The organism is Shewanella benthica KT99 (assembly GCF_000172075.1).
Taxonomy (GTDB): domain Bacteria; phylum Pseudomonadota; class Gammaproteobacteria; order Enterobacterales; family Shewanellaceae; genus Shewanella; species Shewanella benthica_A.
The window spans coordinates 152,775-167,384 of the sequence record NZ_ABIC01000001.1; the positions used below are offsets into that span (position 1 = coordinate 152,775).

Genomic DNA, 14,610 nt, shown 5'->3' on the forward strand with positions numbered 1-14,610 from the left:
TCAGCTGAGAATTAAATCTGCCATAGGCTCGATATGTTATTGATTAATAATGGCTGGCTAGATTTCTCTTACAATGGCTGGCACGATTTTTCCGATTCTTAAAGTGAATAGCGGTTATTTAACTCTTCAAGTTAGTAAGCTTTAGTTGCAGCTTCCCAATCCGTCAGTATTTTCATAATTTGACGAGAATCTTTCGCCGTCGCCGCCGGGCGCTGCAGTGAACCTCTCCCTAACTCTATTGCCTCACGGACCAATCTAACTTGATATAGGAAACCGTTACCATCAGCGGATACTGAGACAGTTTCACTTTGCTGTTCATACTCAGTAACAACTAAGCGATTACCTTCTGCCTCCGGTAACCAGGGATTAGAAGCCAGCTCTATACTGCCTTTGCTGCCAAGTACCGTAAAACCGGCATGCAAGCCATAATCTTCTGCTGTATGCAGCTGACAGATAACACCATTACTGAATTGAAGGGTTGCAGCCGACTCGCAGATATTGCCGTCTTCACCTAGGCGGCCCGATGCCGCAATATGGTAATTTTCGAAAATACCGTCTCCAAAGGCTTGCTGCATTATCAGGTGCATGAGAGACGCCGGATAACAACCCAGATTATACAGAGCCCCCTTGCTATCCGGGTTAACGAATTGAGCGATAGCTGCACAATATTGGCCCTTAATGGAGCGAACATCACCGATGGCACCTCCGCGAATTATGTCGCAAATTTTTGCGGCTAACGGGTGGGTGAGGTACATCAGTCCCTCGGCGAAGAATACGTCATTCTTCTCAACGGCCGCCAGCGCCTCCTGCGTTTTTTCCATATCAATAGTTGGGTTTCAAACGCCTGAACAAGATCCGTTAAGCCGGAGTTAATAAACCTTTGAGTGTGTTCGGCTTGAAAATGCTGCTCGAAGGCGGCTTTATCTTCATAACGTTCCCAGAAGATAAATCGACGAGGGTTTTCTTTATCTTGCAGTGCGACTGCCATCGAGCAACCCTTTTCGCTATTCATGCCTTCACAAAAAGAGTGAATGGCAGCAATGGCCGTATCGGTGGCCTTGCCAGTTCATCGTTAATAGCCCGACAGATTGCCGTCTATGAAATGGTGTTTTGCGCATCCCCCGATTATCTTGCCAAACATCAAATACCGCTTTCGCTGAATGATTTAACTGATCATCAATGTCTGGGCTTTAGCTATGGTGATGTTCAAGCTAGCCTAGCATTGCAAATAGATACACAGGCATTTGATAAACAGCACTCCAGATTGACCTCGAACAGTGGTCAGGCCCTGAAAGTCGCGACACTGAAGGGAGCGGGAATACTACTGCAGCCACGTTTGCTACTCTCTGAAGATTTAGTACGTGGAGAGCTAATTGAAATTTTGAGTGATCAGGTGCCAACCCCTTCACCAATACATCTCATGTATAAGAGCAAGGCCCTGTCACTGAAAACGCGAGTCTTCATAGAGTTCGTTATGGCTGCTATGAGCAAATAATAAGAATTAACGATAAGAATTAACGATGCCACCCACACTCAGTGGCAGATGTTCACGCCTCTTACTAAGCTTTAATGCTTCGCAGACGATTCGATTAATACGTCAGGTTCGGCGATGATTACTGGGTGATCTGCAAGACTTTCATCGCTGCCGCAAAGAGTTTATCTCACTATTTCGTCATCCTTAAGGCATGGGGCTCGCGCTATCATTAATGCACAAACATGGGATCTTAGCCTCCTATTTTCCGCAATGGCGGGAAATTGTGGGTCAGATGCAATTCGACCGATATCATGTTTACCCCGTTGACGAGCATACGCATAAGTTACTAAAAAACTTATATTCACTCAGTGGCAAACCTTAATCTCCCTCTCTTGCACAACCTAGTGCGGCTTACAAAGCGATAGAGAATAAAGAGGTATTGCTGTTAGCCGCCTTGTTCCATGATTTAGGCAAAGGACGCGGCGGTGACCACAGTGAATTAGGGGCTGTCGACGCGTTGTAATTTGCTAAATTTCATGAACTAAAACCTTCACAAGCTAAGGTGAACACCGGATTAGTTAAAAACCATCTATTGTTTATCGGTTGCCGACATTAAGGCGACAAATGATGACCTGTGGACCAATTGGAAGGCAAGCTTACTTCGAGCTCTTTATTTGTCGATTAGTTATGCACTGCGTAATGGCTTAGAAAATGTGCTAGAACAGCGAACTATCGTTCGTGAACACAAAAATAAAGCGCTAGAGCTGATGGGGATGAGTGAAACGCCTGATGTGATTAATCGCCCGTTACTCCCAAGCCATGATGTAATATCCCACTGAACACACACTTATTTTACTCGTTGGAAGCAGCACTAAAGGTAGCAGTGACCTGTTCGTTTATATGAAGGATAACCCCGGCCTGTTTGTGACACTATTTAATACCTTAGCCTCACTACAGATCTCGGTTCAACAAGCTAATATCTCCAGGACTAAAGATGGCTATGTGGTCAATCATTAGATGATGAGAGCGACTGTATTAAGGCTAATAGCCACTTGATAATAAATCAATTTAACTCCCTATACCCATTCCCATCTCCATAAAAATGTTTAGATTAGTAAGGCATGGCGGATAAATGAAATCCAAATCTTTACTCTGATCCCCACTTACTTAAGGAAGAAGCTTACATCACAGTTTTTCGTCACTCTGTCGGTTATCATTCACACTCATTTGTTTTTAAAACAATTAATTAGTTAACGAGAAGCTATGGATAATAAGAGCTCACTTATTATATCAATACCCTTGTTAACATCTTTCGGGGCTGGCTAGTAGCTACAGCTGTGGCTGTTTTTTAGACGCCAATGACCGCGCAGCGGATGCTAATGCGTTCAGAAAGAAGCCATGTCGTTATCAGACTTTGCCAATATTAAAACGTTTTTATTTACAGCGTACAAAGAGTGAGGAATTCAATGTCAGATTTAAAATTTAGTGTTGTAGGATATTCTGAGTCAGCGACTAGAATGGCGGTTAAGGCGCGTAATTTTACGATTATCGTGGACGAACCACCTATGTTAGGTGGCGAAGACCAAGGGCCAAACCCAGTAGAGTATGCACTTAGTGCCATTGTCGGTTGTCTAAACGTTACAGGCTATATCCTTGCTAAGGAAATGGGATTCACGATCAACAAACTTGAAATAAAGGCATCTGGTCGTCTTAATCCCGCTTGTTTCCTTGGAAAAGTCACCGATGACCGTGCCGGTTACAAAGGTATTGATATTGATTTTGTTATCGAAGCAGAAGCCGATACTGAGACATTAGAACATTGGATGAACCAAGTTAAATTACGTTGCCCGGTATCGGATAACTTTGCCAATATCACACCTATCACTGTCAGACTAAAAATAGCGGAACCAATCTAAGTTTATTGGGGCAGGTAAGAATTAATGGTGCCGCCCACACTCAGTGGCAGATGTTCACGCCTCTTACTAAGCTTTGATGATGAAGTTTAAGTAAGAGGTTGTTATGCCGCGCCCAAGAAGAAGTCCGGTTAGTTTAGAGCTATTGATTTAACAATAAGTCCAATGTACCACTGCTGCTCATGTGTATCTAAACGGGCCATGCTTCTGGGTGATGATGTGTAATAACTTGAGTCAGAGTTAACTTTCTTTATTTCATCCAGCATTTCATCCAAACACAGCTCAAACCCACAATCCCCATTGGAAGGTGCTCTGACGGTTACAAGAAGTGGCGTAGCCATAAGCTCATGAACGAGAGATAGTTACTTTGAAAGCATAAGGAGCCAGATCCCGGCCTAAAAGAACACTGGGACGACAGAATAGACTCCAGCCTAAAAGAACGTCTGGACGACAGAATATTTCGTTTAGGCTTAAAAAAAACAGTGGCATGACACAATGGATTCCGGCTTTAAAGCATTGCTGGAATGACAGAGTCTAAACCATTGCCGGAATGTCGGAATGTCGGAATGTCGGAATGTCGGAATGTCGGAGGGACGACAGGGACGCTCTGGGCTGCCCTGTCTTTTATTGCGTATTCAGGCTCTGGAATTAGCTGGTTGTAACTGGAGTGTCGTGGTGAGCTTTCAATCGTTGGAACAAGACGTCTTTCAAGTTAGCGCGTTGTAATTTCAGCTGATGCATATGCTCGTCATCGGTTGGACTACCGGCAAGTTCTAGCTGACGAATATCATAATCGAGTAGGTGATATTGCTTGGATAATTTTGTGAATGCTTCGTCTTTATAATTCAAATAAACAATATCTTGTTTATATTCTGGGAAATCGAAAATAAGCGCGTGATTCTCATTAAGCATAGGTAACCTCTGAAAGGTGATCTGAAATTTATTATTTTAGAACTTCCTACACTATAGCATTATGAAGTTCAATAAAAAGTGGGGCCAGATCATACTTTCCTCATTTCATTCAAATGCCGCCGCAGGCGACAGCTATTCCTCGTTGAAAGGTGCTCTGGCTGTTACAAGAAGTGGCGTAGCCATAAGCTCATGAGCGAGAGGTATGGATACCGAACTGGATGTTAAACATGGATGTTATTGATAGGACGAGCAGTCCTCCTTGCCCTAGTGTGGAATGGAATTCCACGACTTTCTTCGGTCGATAGACCGACTCTACACCGCGTGAGCGTAAAGCCGATTCTGGTTACTCAGGGCTGTCTACTCGGGATCATAGTCTAATACCGGAGAGAGCCATCTCTCTGTCTCTTCTATACTCATCCCCTTACGCTGGGCATAATCCTCTACCTGATCCTTGCCGATATTGGTCACGCCAAAGTAGCGTGACTTGGGATGGGCGAAGTACCAGCCAGAAACTGCAGCGGTTGGGTACATGGCGTAGCTCTCGGTGAGATTAAGGCCGATGGTCTCATCAGGCTTTAACAGGTCCCAAAGCAGGCCCTTCTCTGTGTGGTCGGGGCAAGCTGGGTAACCAGGGGCTGGACGTATGCCTTTATACTTCTCACGAATAAGTGCTTCGTTATCTAACACTTCATCGCTGGCATAGCCCCAGAACTCCTTACGTACACGTTCATGCATGCGCTCGGCGAAGGCCTCGGCTAAACGGTCGGCTAAGCATTTGAGCATGATGGCACTGTAGTCATCGTGGTCGGCCTCGAAGCGTGCAATATGCTCGTCGATACCGTGCCCCGTGGTGACCGCGAAGCCGCCCATGTAATCGGCAACGCCTGAGTCTTTCGGCGCGACAAAGTCGGCCAGACAGAAGTTGTCGTTGCCCACACGCTCTATCTGCATGCGCAGGTGGTGCAGGGTCATTATTGGTTTCTCGCGAGACTCAATCGTGCCATCGCAAGAGTACAGCTCGATATCGTCATGATTGACGCTATTCGCCGGGAACAGGCCGATAACGCCCTTGGCGGTGAGCCATTTCTCATCGATGATCTGTTTAAGCATGGCCTTGCCATCGGCGAACAGCTTAGTGGCCTCAATGCCTACGACCTTATCGGTTAAAATTTGCGGGTAGCGACCATGTAGCTCCCAGCTGCGGAAAAACGGCGTCCAGTCGATACGCTCGACCAGGTCTTCTAATGGATAGTCATCGAATACCTGACGCCCCAGCTGGTTAGGGATAAACGGGGTGTACTTGTCCCAGTCGTACTTGCAGCGATTGTCACGGGCCGCTTCGATAGTGGTGATGATCTTGCGTTTGGTCTGTGACAGGCGCTTCTCGCGCATCACATCGTATTCCTGATAGGTGGCGTCTATGGTGGCCTGACGAGTCTGGTTATTAATCAGCTTTGACACCATAGGCACGGCGCGTGAGGCGTCGGCGATATAGATGGCTCCCGTCGGCGAGTGGGGGGCAATTTTTACCGCGGTGTGAATTTTCGAGCAGGTCGCGCCGCCGATGATGATTGGAATGGTTAAGCCCGCCTTATGGAAGCTCTTTACGTTATGCACCATCTCATCCAGACTCGGGGTGATAAGCCCTGACATGCCGATGATGTCGACGTTTTCGGCTATGGCCACGTCGATGATCTTCTCCACCGGCACCATGACTCCGAGATCGATAACATCATAACCGTTACAGGCCAGTACCACGCCGACAATATTCTTGCCGATATCGTGCACGTCACCCTTAACTGTGACCATTAAGATCTTGCCGTTCGATTGACCCGGGGTCTTCTCTTCTTCGATATAAGGGTTGAGATAAGCGACGGATTTTTTCATCACCCGGGCAGATTTTACCACCTGGGGCAGGAACATCTTGCCTGAGCCGAACAGGTCACCGACCACATTCATACCGTCCATCAAGGCGCCTTCGATCACATCTAGCGGACGACTCGATGCCGCTCGCGCCTCTTCTGTGTCTTGGATGATATAATCTGTGATGCCTTTAACCAGGGCGTGAGATAGGCGTTTATTGACCTCCCAGCTGCGCCATTCGAGATCTGCTTTCTTGGTGGTTTGACTGCCGTCGCCGCGGAACTTTTCCGCCACTTCTAATAACAGTTCTGTGTTATTGGTGACATCGCCATTCTTATCGACAGAAGTGCAAGGCAAGTTGCCGACTATGGCCTCGACCCTTTGCTTAAGTTCAGGGTCGATATCGTCATAGATGGCTAATTGACCGGCGTTGACGATACCCATGTCCATGCCAGCCTGAATCGCGTGGTAGAGGAACACGGCATGAATCGCCTCTCGCACCGGGTTGTTACCACGGAAGGAGAAGGAGACGTTAGATACCCCACCCGAGATCATCGCGTGGGGCAAGGTGCGCTTTATCTCGGCGGTCGCTTCGATAAAGTCGACGGCATAGTTATCGTGCTCTTCGATACCCGTGGCGATGGCGAAAATATTGGGATCGAAGATAATATCTTCCGGTGGAAACCCCACCTTATCCACCAATACCCGGTAGGCACGGGTACAGATCTCTATCTTACGCGCCTTAGTATCGGCCTGGCCTTGTTCATCGAAGGCCATGATGATGGCGGCCGCGCCGTAGCGTTTAACTAAGGTGGCCTGCTGAATAAATTTCTCTTCTCCCTCTTTAAGCGAGATGGAGTTAACGATACCTTTACCCTGAATACACTTGAGACCGGCCTCGATCACTTCCCATTTGGAGGAGTCGATCATAATTGGCACACGTGAGATGTCGGGCTCGGAGGCGATAAGGTTGAGGAACTTATGCATGATTTCACTGCCGTCGAGCATGCCCTCATCCATGTTGATATCGATGATCTGCGCGCCGTTCTCTACCTGATCGCGGGCGACGGATAGCGCCTCCTCGAACTCTCCGCCCTTGATAAGACGTAAAAACTTGGCCGAGCCGGTGACGTTGGTACGCTCACCCACGTTAAGAAACAGCGAGTTTTCATCTATGGTCAGCGGCTCAAGCCCTGCCAGACGACAGGCCACCGGGATATCGGGTAGCGGGCGGGCTGGGTACTTGATAACGGCTTCGCGAATGACGCGAATATGTTCCGGCGTGGTACCACAACAGCCACCTATGATATTAAGGAAGCCTTCCTGGGCCCATTCACCAATAATATCGGCCATCTGCTTGGGGGTTTCATCATAGCCACCGAACTCGTTGGGCAGGCCCGCATTGGGATGAGCCGAGACGAAACATTCGGCAATTTTTGCTAGCTCTTCCACATAAGGGCGCAGCTCTTTAGGCCCCAAGGCGCAGTTAAGGCCAATCGATAGCGGCTTAACATGGCGTAATGAGTTGTAGAAGGCTTCGGTGGTTTGTCCGGTCAGGGTGCGGCCTGATGCATCGGTAATGGTGCCGGATATCATGATAGGTAAGCGTGCACCGAGATCATCATAGACAGTCTCGACGGCAAACAGTGCAGCCTTGGCGTTTAAGGTATCGAAAATGGTTTCGAGCATGATGATATCGGCGCCGCCCTCAATCAGGGCATTAATGGACTCGACATAAGCCTCGACCAACTCATCGAAGGTGACATTACGGTATCCGGGGTCGTTCACATCCGGGCTGATAGAACAGGTGCGGTTAGTTGGGCCCAGTACTCCGGCAACATAACAGCTGCGGCCGGTCTCTTTCTCAACTTCATCGGCAGCGGCGCGGGCGAGGCGGGCTCCCTCAAGATTTATCTGGGCCGAGAACTCTTGCATGTCGTAGTCGGCCATGGCGATACGCGTCGAGTTGAAGGTGTTGGTCTCGATGATATCGGCGCCGGCGAGCAGGTATTGTTTATGAATGCCCTTGATGGCAGCAGGCTGAGTCAGCACCAACATGTCGTTGTTGCCTTTCACATCTTTATGCCAGTGTTTGAACTGTTCGCCGCGAAAATCTTCCTCTTGCAACTTAAGGTCTTGGATCATGGTGCCCATGGCACCATCGAGAATGAGGATCCCTTGTTCGAGTTGTCGGGTCAATTTTAAGGTGAGTTGTTGACCTTTCTCTTTGGTTAATCTTTGGGTGCTGAGGGTGTCACTGGCCATAAATTCTACCTGCCTTAATCGATCTGCGCTGCATCTCTATTGAAATCGCTGGGTGGTGTCGTTTGGATGTTTATACGTATAGACGTCTATACTAAACCAGACCCGTATCTGTGTCGAGTCGCCATATTGCGTGTTTTATCGCCTGGTCTATTGACTTATTTTTGAATGGTTTGTCCACTCGTTTCAAGGTCTGAACTATGCTTTTGAACTATGCTTTAGACAGGATCTTTACCGGAGTAATGTGGTGTGGAGGAAAAATAATAATCAAGCTGCCTTCAGGCTGTTGGCCCTAGTAATGTGGTTTTTTATTGTCTCATGGCCAGTCGCCGGTAACATATCATTCAGCCTATCTAGCATCATGCTAAGTATCACACTGATTTGGCTGTTTTTAATTCTATTCTTATATGATTAGTGCTGCTAGTCTGCTACTGATCATACTGGCTTATGTTGGCTTACTGTATGTGGTTGCTGCTCTTGATATTAGTGCAGAATCAGGTGGTGACGCTAATCTTATCGCTGAGGTGACAGCATGATTAGCGCTACTAGTCTGCTACTGATCATACTGGCTTATGTTGGCTTACTGTATGTGGTTGCTGCTCTTGATATTAGTGCAGAATCAGGTGGTGACGCTAATCTTATCGCTGAGGTGACAGCATGATTAGCGCTACTAGTCTGCTACTGATCATACTGGCTTATGTTGGCTTACTGTATGTGGTTGCTGCTCTTGATATTAGTGCAGAATCAGGTGGTGACGCTAATCTTATCGCTGAGGTGACAGCATGATTAGCGCTACTAGTCTGCTACTGATCATACTGGCTTATGTTGGCTTACTGTATGTGGTTGCTGCTCTTGATATTAGTGCAGAATCAGGTGGTGACGCTAATCTTATCGCTGAGGTGACAGCATGATTAGCGCTACTAGTCTGCTACTGATCATACTGGCTTATGTTGGCTTACTGTATGTGGTTGCTGCTCTTGATATTAGTGCAGAATCAGGTGGTGACGCTAATCTTATCGCTGAGGTGACAGCATGATTAGCGCTACTAGTCTGCTACTGATCATACTGGCTTATGTTGGCTTACTGTATGTGATTGCTGCCTGGGCAGAATCCGGTAGCGAAAGCGCTCAGAAACTCACCAGTAGTGCCGCTGTTTACGCCCTGTCCTTAGCCATATATTGTACCAGTTGGACCTTCTTCGGCAGCGTAGGTATCGCCACGCACTCCAGTATCTTGATGCTATCTGTTTATTTAGGCCCAACGCTGTTGATGATAGTGATCTGGCCCTTGATGCAAAGAATATTACTGATTAAGCAGATCTACAGGGTGACCAGCATCGCCGACTTTCTCTCTGCCAGATATAATCGCAGTGTGTCCTTGGCTGGGCTCGCGGCGCTAGTTGCCATGATTGGCATAGTGCCTTATTTAGCCCTGCAACTTAAGGCGATAAATACGTCTATCGACTTGCTTCTGGCGGTGCAAACCCAGGCTAAACTCACCATAGCCTGGCTGGTTTGGCTGGGCGTCGCCCTGTTTACCATAGTGTTCGGTATCCGTCATCTGGACCCTACTGAGCGCCACCCGGGCATGATGTTGGCTCTGGCGGTCGAAGGCCTTGTTAAGCTGGCAGCCATGTTGACCGTCGGGGTATTTGTCTGTTTCGTGATGTTCGATATCTTTGCTCAGTTGCAGCAGCAGATGCCCGAGGCGGCGGCTAAAATGGCTTCTAAGCCTGCATTTGTCACCTGGTTTAGCTATCTACTGTTAGCCGGAACAGCCTTCATGTTATTGCCACGCCAGTTTCATGTGTTGGTGGTGGAGAACCCGGATGCTAATCACGTTAAAAAAATCCAGTGGTGGCTGCCGGTCTATCTTTTTCTGATGACCTTGTTTGTTACGCCGATTGCGGCGGCGGGCTTGTTGTTATTAGGGCCCGAAACTGCGGATAGCTATATGTTGTCTATTCCCATGTTAGCCGGGCAAGAGCTATTGACCATATTTGTATTTATCGGTGGTTTCTCGGCCTCTATGGCCATGTTAATGGTGTCGGGAATGACCCTATCGACCATGTTCAGTAATCACTTGGTTTTACCTTTCATACAGAGGTTCAGACCGGACAGTCGCTTTAAAAAATATCTGTTACAGTCTCGCTGGCTGGCGGTATTCATCGTACTTGGGGCCGGACAGATGTTTTATCTCTATCTGGGAGAGTCCTACATGTTAGTTAACATGGGGATGATCTCGTTCTGCGCCGTGCTGCAGTTTCTGCCCTTGGTTATTGCGGGTTTATATTGGCCTCAAGTGACATCGAAAGGCGCATTTGCTGGCTTGTGTGCTGGCTTTGGCATCTGGGCCTATTGTTTGATTTTACCTGCGATCATGAAAAGCGGCTGGATCAATGCCGATATCTTATTAACCGGTCCTTTCGGTATTGCTTTGCTACATCCCGAGCATCTATTGGGGAGCGAGATGGACAAAATTAGTCATGGCGCCTTCTGGTCCATGGCGGCGAACATCTCGGCGCTGGTATTGGGCAGTTTGTACTCTAAGATGTCTGGACAGGAGAAGCGTTACAATGCCGAATTTATGGATGTGATGGCCGAGCGTGTGGCAGAAGATGAAGCCATCATGGATACCTTACCCAGAGATATAGACATTGAGCCCAAGCTTAAATTACTCAAAGATATATTCGGCCAGTATCTGACTCCTGAAAATGCTGAGAATAAACTGGCAGCTTGTTTGACCGAGGCAGATCTGAATGAGGTTAGCCTGATCAATGTGCAGGAGCTGGCTAATCTGGAGCGAACCACAGAGAGGCAGTTGAGTGGTATCACGGGTGCGGCGGTGGCGCATATGGTGGTGACTCAGTCTACCCTTTATTCGGAGTCAGAAATCCGCACTTTAGAGCGCTATTACGGTCAGTTACTGGCAGAGTTGAAAATAAGTCCGGCTCAGTTGAGGCAACAGCTTAACTATTCGAAAGAGAAAGAATTGTTAGCTAAGCGATACTCAGAGCAGATGGAGGGCATAGTCGATGAAAGAACCCGCGAGCTACAAGAGACCTTAGATAAATTAAAGCGTGCACAGGCTCATCTGGTTGAAACAGAAAAGCAGGCGTCACTGGGCAAGATGGTGGCCGGAATAGCCCATGAAATCAACACGCCAATCGGTGTGTGTGTGACAGCTGCATCTCACCTACACGATGAGGTGGTTGCACTGAAGAAGATGTACGCCGCCGGGGATCTGAGTGAAGAGGAGTTTCAGAGTTTTATGCAGACCTGCACCGAGGCGATGGATATTATTCTCAAAAATAATGCTCGGGCTTCTAAGTTGATCCAGAGCTTTAAACGGGTCGCGGTGGATCAGTCCAGTGAGCAGATTAGAGAGTTTGGTCTTAAAGAATATCTCGAGGAAATATTAATGTCGTTGCGTCCGGCGTTGAAGAAAGTTCCCCACGAGGTAAAGGTCATATGTTCGAATAAGCTCACCTGTAATACTTATCCTGGGGTGCTATCTCAAGTGATCACTAACCTGATAATGAATAGCTTACTGCATGCGTTTAAGCCTGAGCAGGTAGGTAAGGTCACCATAGAGATATCTGCCAGCGAGGGACAAATCTTAATGAATTACAGTGATGATGGCATCGGCTTAGATGAAGATGGCGAGAAAAACCTATTCGATCCCTTCTATACCACTAAGCGTAATCAGGGAGGCAGTGGATTGGGCACATATCTGCTGTATAACCTGGTACCCAGAAACTCAAGGGGGAGGTCGACGTCGAAACATCGCCAGGCAAGGGACTCTGTTACCATATACGCTTCCCAAAGAATATTGAGGACTAGATTTATCCTGGAACCTAGACTCTAGGAGCTAGGAATCAGCAAAGGAGATCATATGGCTGACGAGTATCACAGCGTTGAAAATAAGGCTGAGCGCACCACTGTCTTTTATCTTCTTCGTCATGGTGAATGCGAAGGCGGCGAGATACTCAGGGGGCATACCGATGTTGTCGTGAGCCAGACGGGGCGAGCATCGATGGCCGCCGCTATCGAGCGTCTCGTCGAGCGACATGATGTTGAGTTTGACCACCTGTTCTCATCTCCATTGCGTCGTTGCAGTGAGTTTGCACTCAATATCTCCCTGAAAAATGGGGTGCCGTTAACACTGGAGGAAGGCTTAAAGGAGGTTAATTTTGGTGATTGGGATGGTGAGACCATAGAGAGTTTGTATCAAAACTCAGCTCAGATGATAGAAAGCTATTGGAAGGATCCCTGGGCCGTGACACCGCCTAATGGCGAGTCCATGCTTGAATTTGAGTCCAGAGTCGATGCCCTATGGCAGACTATTTTGCAGCAATATAACGGAAAGACTTTACTCTTGATCACCCACGCCGGGGTGATGAGACACTTGATAGCCAATGCCCTTGGCGTGAGTGGTGTGGCCGGTTTTTACACTCAACTGTCGCTGGCTTATGCATCTGTGGTCAAGATCTCTGTATTTACCTCCCCTCAAGGCCACTTCACTAAGCTGCACTGGGGCGATGCCTAGGTTTTTGAAGCAATGCAACACCGAAGTGGAAGTCCTGAGAAGCTCACGTAGTGCGGCTGATGTTTAAAGAAAAGGGCAAAGCCCTTTATGCTACTTTGAATGTTCTCGATATACGACTGCATGGTCTATTTTGTTCCATACAAAATATGACATTTCCCTGACCCATAGGGATATGGGAAATGTCTATATTGCACGACTATAGGGATATAGGAGGTAGAGTAACGCAGGAGCTGTTACCGAGGAGCAATATATAGACCTTGCCTACAGTGCTTTGAACTCCCGCTGAATGATCTGATACTTACTCGGAATGGTATTAACTTCACAGGTACAATTTGCTAAGGCGGGTAAATTCGGCATAATAGCGCCCATTAGAACTTGTTATGTAAATTTTCCTTCATTCCTTTTAGCTTCTAAGAGGAATGTTTCAAGTTCGAAAAATGAGGTGTTGAGAGCTAATCTGGCCACTTAATCAAGTGTGCCCATTTTATTGCTAACTCAAACTCAAACTTAAAAGGGAATTGGGACGACAGCTCTTAGCATTAGCTGCATTAGTTATTAGCTTAGCGAAAGCCCAAATTGTGCCCGCAACTGTGAGTGATTTTTAAAGACGTTCCTAGAATCTAGGACCTAGGAACTAGGATCTTGTTTTTAATCACCAGTCAGGATACCGGCCTCATTTTGTCGCGATAATACTCGAGCGGGTAACTCGGGGGAGTCATAGATGTCATTAGTTTCAGACTCAAGGTCACAGAGCACACCTGAACTCGCCTTGGATGTGCGCGATCTTAGCTGGCAGGTCGAGTCACGCTCAATTCTGTCGCAGGTAAGCTTCTCCATAAGACGTGGTGAGATGCTCGGCATTATCGGACCTAATGGTGCGGGAAAGTCGACTTTGCTTCGTTGTATCTATCGATATATCAAGCCTGACAGCGGCCAAATACAGCTATTTGGCCAAGAGATAACTCATCTCTCCTCTAAAGCCTTCGCCAGAGAGGTGGCGGTAGTGCTGCAAGACACCCCTCAGCACTTCGAGTTAACCACGGCGCAGCTGGTGGCTATCGGTTTGACCCCCCATAAGGGCCCGTTCGAATTCACTAATTCTGCCGATCGGGTGTTGATATCCGATGCGCTGGGAAAAGTGGGCTTAACCCATAAGGCTAAGCAGAGTTATGAGCATCTCTCCGGCGGTGAAAAGCAAAGAGCCTTGATCGCTCGAGCCATAGTGCAGCAACCTAAACTGCTCATTCTCGATGAGCCGACCAATCATTTAGATATCCGTTATCAGATCCAGATCATGGAGCTGCTGCGCTCAATCGGGATCACTGTGATCACCTCTATTCACGATCTCAATCTCGCTAGCGCAATGTGTGACAAGTTACTTCTGCTGGAAGAGGGCAAGTGTATTCGCTACGGTTCACCTAAAGAGGTGCTCACAGAGCAGGCCATAGGCGAGGTCTTCGGTGTCTGTTCCCATGTCACGTCTCATCCTCAACATGGCAATCCACAGATCTGTTACTTCTATGGTTATGAGACGGGCTATAAGCAGGCTTACAAGCGGGGGCATGACAAGGGGCTGGTTAATAAAAGTGGCCCTGTCTCTCTCGAGGGCACCGGCCATGACTAGCAGTATTAAGCTCA

The 14,610-nt window shown here is 47.7% G+C and carries 15 protein-coding genes and 1 riboswitch; of the genes, 11 read left to right on the forward strand and 4 right to left on the reverse strand.

Features of this window, described 5'->3' with window-relative positions:
- Nucleotides 1–131 precede the first annotated feature (131 nt).
- Nucleotides 132–821: a Gfo/Idh/MocA family protein gene (locus KT99_RS00635; RefSeq protein WP_005495893.1), complete on the reverse strand. Its 690-nt coding sequence runs from the start codon at nucleotides 819–821 to the stop codon at nucleotides 132–134.
- Entirely contained in the window at nucleotides 755–1,012 is a 258-nt protein-coding gene (locus KT99_RS20305; protein WP_083804792.1) for a putative quinol monooxygenase, read from the reverse strand. Before KT99_RS20305 ends, KT99_RS00635 begins: the two co-directional genes overlap by 67 nt.
- Between KT99_RS20305 and KT99_RS00640 the strand changes: the two genes are divergently transcribed.
- From KT99_RS00640 to KT99_RS00645, 4 genes are all read left to right on the forward strand, one after another.
- Nucleotides 902–1,495 carry a LysR substrate-binding domain-containing protein gene (locus KT99_RS00640; protein WP_005495901.1) on the forward strand — a complete coding sequence of 198 codons (594 nt, stop codon included), beginning with the start codon at nucleotides 902–904 and terminating at the stop codon, nucleotides 1,493–1,495. The two genes, KT99_RS20305 and KT99_RS00640, sit on opposite strands and share 111 nt — an antisense overlap.
- 433 nt (nucleotides 1,496–1,928) lie before the next feature.
- Nucleotides 1,929–1,997 carry a hypothetical protein gene (locus tag KT99_RS22415; protein WP_232504220.1) on the forward strand — a complete coding sequence of 23 codons (69 nt, stop codon included), beginning with the start codon at nucleotides 1,929–1,931 and terminating at the stop codon, nucleotides 1,995–1,997.
- Between the two features lie 377 nt (nucleotides 1,998–2,374).
- Complete coding sequence (locus tag KT99_RS23350) at nucleotides 2,375–2,491, forward strand: hypothetical protein (protein WP_005495904.1); 117 nt, start codon at nucleotides 2,375–2,377, stop codon at nucleotides 2,489–2,491.
- A 449-nt stretch (nucleotides 2,492–2,940) separates the two neighbouring features.
- Nucleotides 2,941–3,390: an OsmC family protein gene (locus KT99_RS00645; RefSeq protein ID WP_040571417.1), complete on the forward strand. Its 450-nt coding sequence runs from the start codon at nucleotides 2,941–2,943 to the stop codon at nucleotides 3,388–3,390.
- A 645-nt stretch (nucleotides 3,391–4,035) separates the two neighbouring features.
- Here KT99_RS00645 and KT99_RS00650 read toward each other — a convergent pair.
- Nucleotides 4,036–4,299 (reverse strand): YdcH family protein, encoded by a 264-nt coding sequence (locus KT99_RS00650; RefSeq protein WP_005495908.1) that lies wholly within the window; start codon nucleotides 4,297–4,299, stop codon nucleotides 4,036–4,038.
- A gap of 357 nt (nucleotides 4,300–4,656) precedes the next feature.
- Nucleotides 4,657–8,427, reverse strand: a complete 3,771-nt coding sequence (gene metH / locus KT99_RS00655; protein ID WP_005495909.1) for a methionine synthase — start codon at nucleotides 8,425–8,427, stop codon at nucleotides 4,657–4,659.
- Nucleotides 8,428–8,956: 529 nt separating this feature from the next.
- Here metH and KT99_RS23140 point away from each other — a divergent pair.
- The 7 genes from KT99_RS23140 to KT99_RS00670 all read left to right on the forward strand — a co-directional run bounded on the left by KT99_RS23140 (nucleotide 8,957) and on the right by KT99_RS00670 (nucleotide 14,596).
- Nucleotides 8,957–9,085, forward strand: coding sequence for a hypothetical protein (locus tag KT99_RS23140; RefSeq protein ID WP_005495913.1), 129 nt, complete (start codon nucleotides 8,957–8,959; stop codon nucleotides 9,083–9,085).
- Nucleotides 9,082–9,210, forward strand: a complete 129-nt coding sequence (locus tag KT99_RS23145) for a hypothetical protein (protein ID WP_005495913.1) — start codon at nucleotides 9,082–9,084, stop codon at nucleotides 9,208–9,210. The genes KT99_RS23140 and KT99_RS23145 overlap by 4 nt, the downstream gene beginning before the upstream one ends.
- Nucleotides 9,207–9,335 carry a hypothetical protein gene (locus KT99_RS23150; RefSeq protein ID WP_005495913.1) on the forward strand — a complete coding sequence of 43 codons (129 nt, stop codon included), beginning with the start codon at nucleotides 9,207–9,209 and terminating at the stop codon, nucleotides 9,333–9,335. The genes KT99_RS23145 and KT99_RS23150 overlap by 4 nt, the downstream gene beginning before the upstream one ends.
- Complete coding sequence (locus KT99_RS23155) at nucleotides 9,332–9,460, forward strand: hypothetical protein (RefSeq protein ID WP_005495913.1); 129 nt, start codon at nucleotides 9,332–9,334, stop codon at nucleotides 9,458–9,460. The genes KT99_RS23150 and KT99_RS23155 overlap by 4 nt, the downstream gene beginning before the upstream one ends.
- A complete protein-coding gene (locus tag KT99_RS00660; RefSeq protein WP_005495915.1) occupies nucleotides 9,457–12,291 on the forward strand; it encodes an ATP-binding protein in 2,835 nt (944 codons plus the stop codon). The genes KT99_RS23155 and KT99_RS00660 overlap by 4 nt, the downstream gene beginning before the upstream one ends.
- Nucleotides 12,292–12,318: 27 nt before the next feature.
- On the forward strand, nucleotides 12,319–12,972 hold the full coding sequence (locus KT99_RS00665; RefSeq protein ID WP_005495916.1) for a histidine phosphatase family protein: 654 nt from the start codon (nucleotides 12,319–12,321) through the stop codon (nucleotides 12,970–12,972).
- A gap of 454 nt (nucleotides 12,973–13,426) precedes the next feature.
- Nucleotides 13,427–13,662: riboswitch (cobalamin riboswitch) on the forward strand.
- Nucleotides 13,663–13,693: 31 nt separating this feature from the next.
- Nucleotides 13,694–14,596 (forward strand): ABC transporter ATP-binding protein, encoded by a 903-nt coding sequence (locus tag KT99_RS00670; protein ID WP_005495918.1) that lies wholly within the window; start codon nucleotides 13,694–13,696, stop codon nucleotides 14,594–14,596.
- Nucleotides 14,597–14,610 lie beyond the last annotated feature (14 nt).

Coding starts and splice junctions, on each gene's coding strand:
- KT99_RS00660 (WP_005495915.1), top strand. CDS start 9,457: ATGATTAGCGCTACTAGTCTGCTACTGATCATACTGGCTTATGTTGGC.
- KT99_RS23145 (WP_005495913.1), top strand. CDS start 9,082: ATGATTAGCGCTACTAGTCTGCTACTGATCATACTGGCTTATGTTGGC.
- KT99_RS00650 (WP_005495908.1), bottom strand. CDS start 4,299: ATGCTTAATGAGAATCACGCGCTTATTTTCGATTTCCCAGAATATAAA.
- KT99_RS23150 (WP_005495913.1), top strand. CDS start 9,207: ATGATTAGCGCTACTAGTCTGCTACTGATCATACTGGCTTATGTTGGC.
- metH (WP_005495909.1), bottom strand. CDS start 8,427: ATGGCCAGTGACACCCTCAGCACCCAAAGATTAACCAAAGAGAAAGGT.
- KT99_RS00670 (WP_005495918.1), top strand. CDS start 13,694: ATGTCATTAGTTTCAGACTCAAGGTCACAGAGCACACCTGAACTCGCC.
- KT99_RS23350 (WP_005495904.1), top strand. CDS start 2,375: ATGAAGGATAACCCCGGCCTGTTTGTGACACTATTTAATACCTTAGCC.
- KT99_RS00645 (WP_040571417.1), top strand. CDS start 2,941: ATGTCAGATTTAAAATTTAGTGTTGTAGGATATTCTGAGTCAGCGACT.
- KT99_RS23155 (WP_005495913.1), top strand. CDS start 9,332: ATGATTAGCGCTACTAGTCTGCTACTGATCATACTGGCTTATGTTGGC.
- KT99_RS00665 (WP_005495916.1), top strand. CDS start 12,319: ATGGCTGACGAGTATCACAGCGTTGAAAATAAGGCTGAGCGCACCACT.
- KT99_RS00635 (WP_005495893.1), bottom strand. CDS start 821: ATGGAAAAAACGCAGGAGGCGCTGGCGGCCGTTGAGAAGAATGACGTA.
- KT99_RS20305 (WP_083804792.1), bottom strand. CDS start 1,012: ATGAATAGCGAAAAGGGTTGCTCGATGGCAGTCGCACTGCAAGATAAA.
- KT99_RS00640 (WP_005495901.1), top strand. CDS start 902: ATGCTGCTCGAAGGCGGCTTTATCTTCATAACGTTCCCAGAAGATAAA.
- KT99_RS23140 (WP_005495913.1), top strand. CDS start 8,957: ATGATTAGCGCTACTAGTCTGCTACTGATCATACTGGCTTATGTTGGC.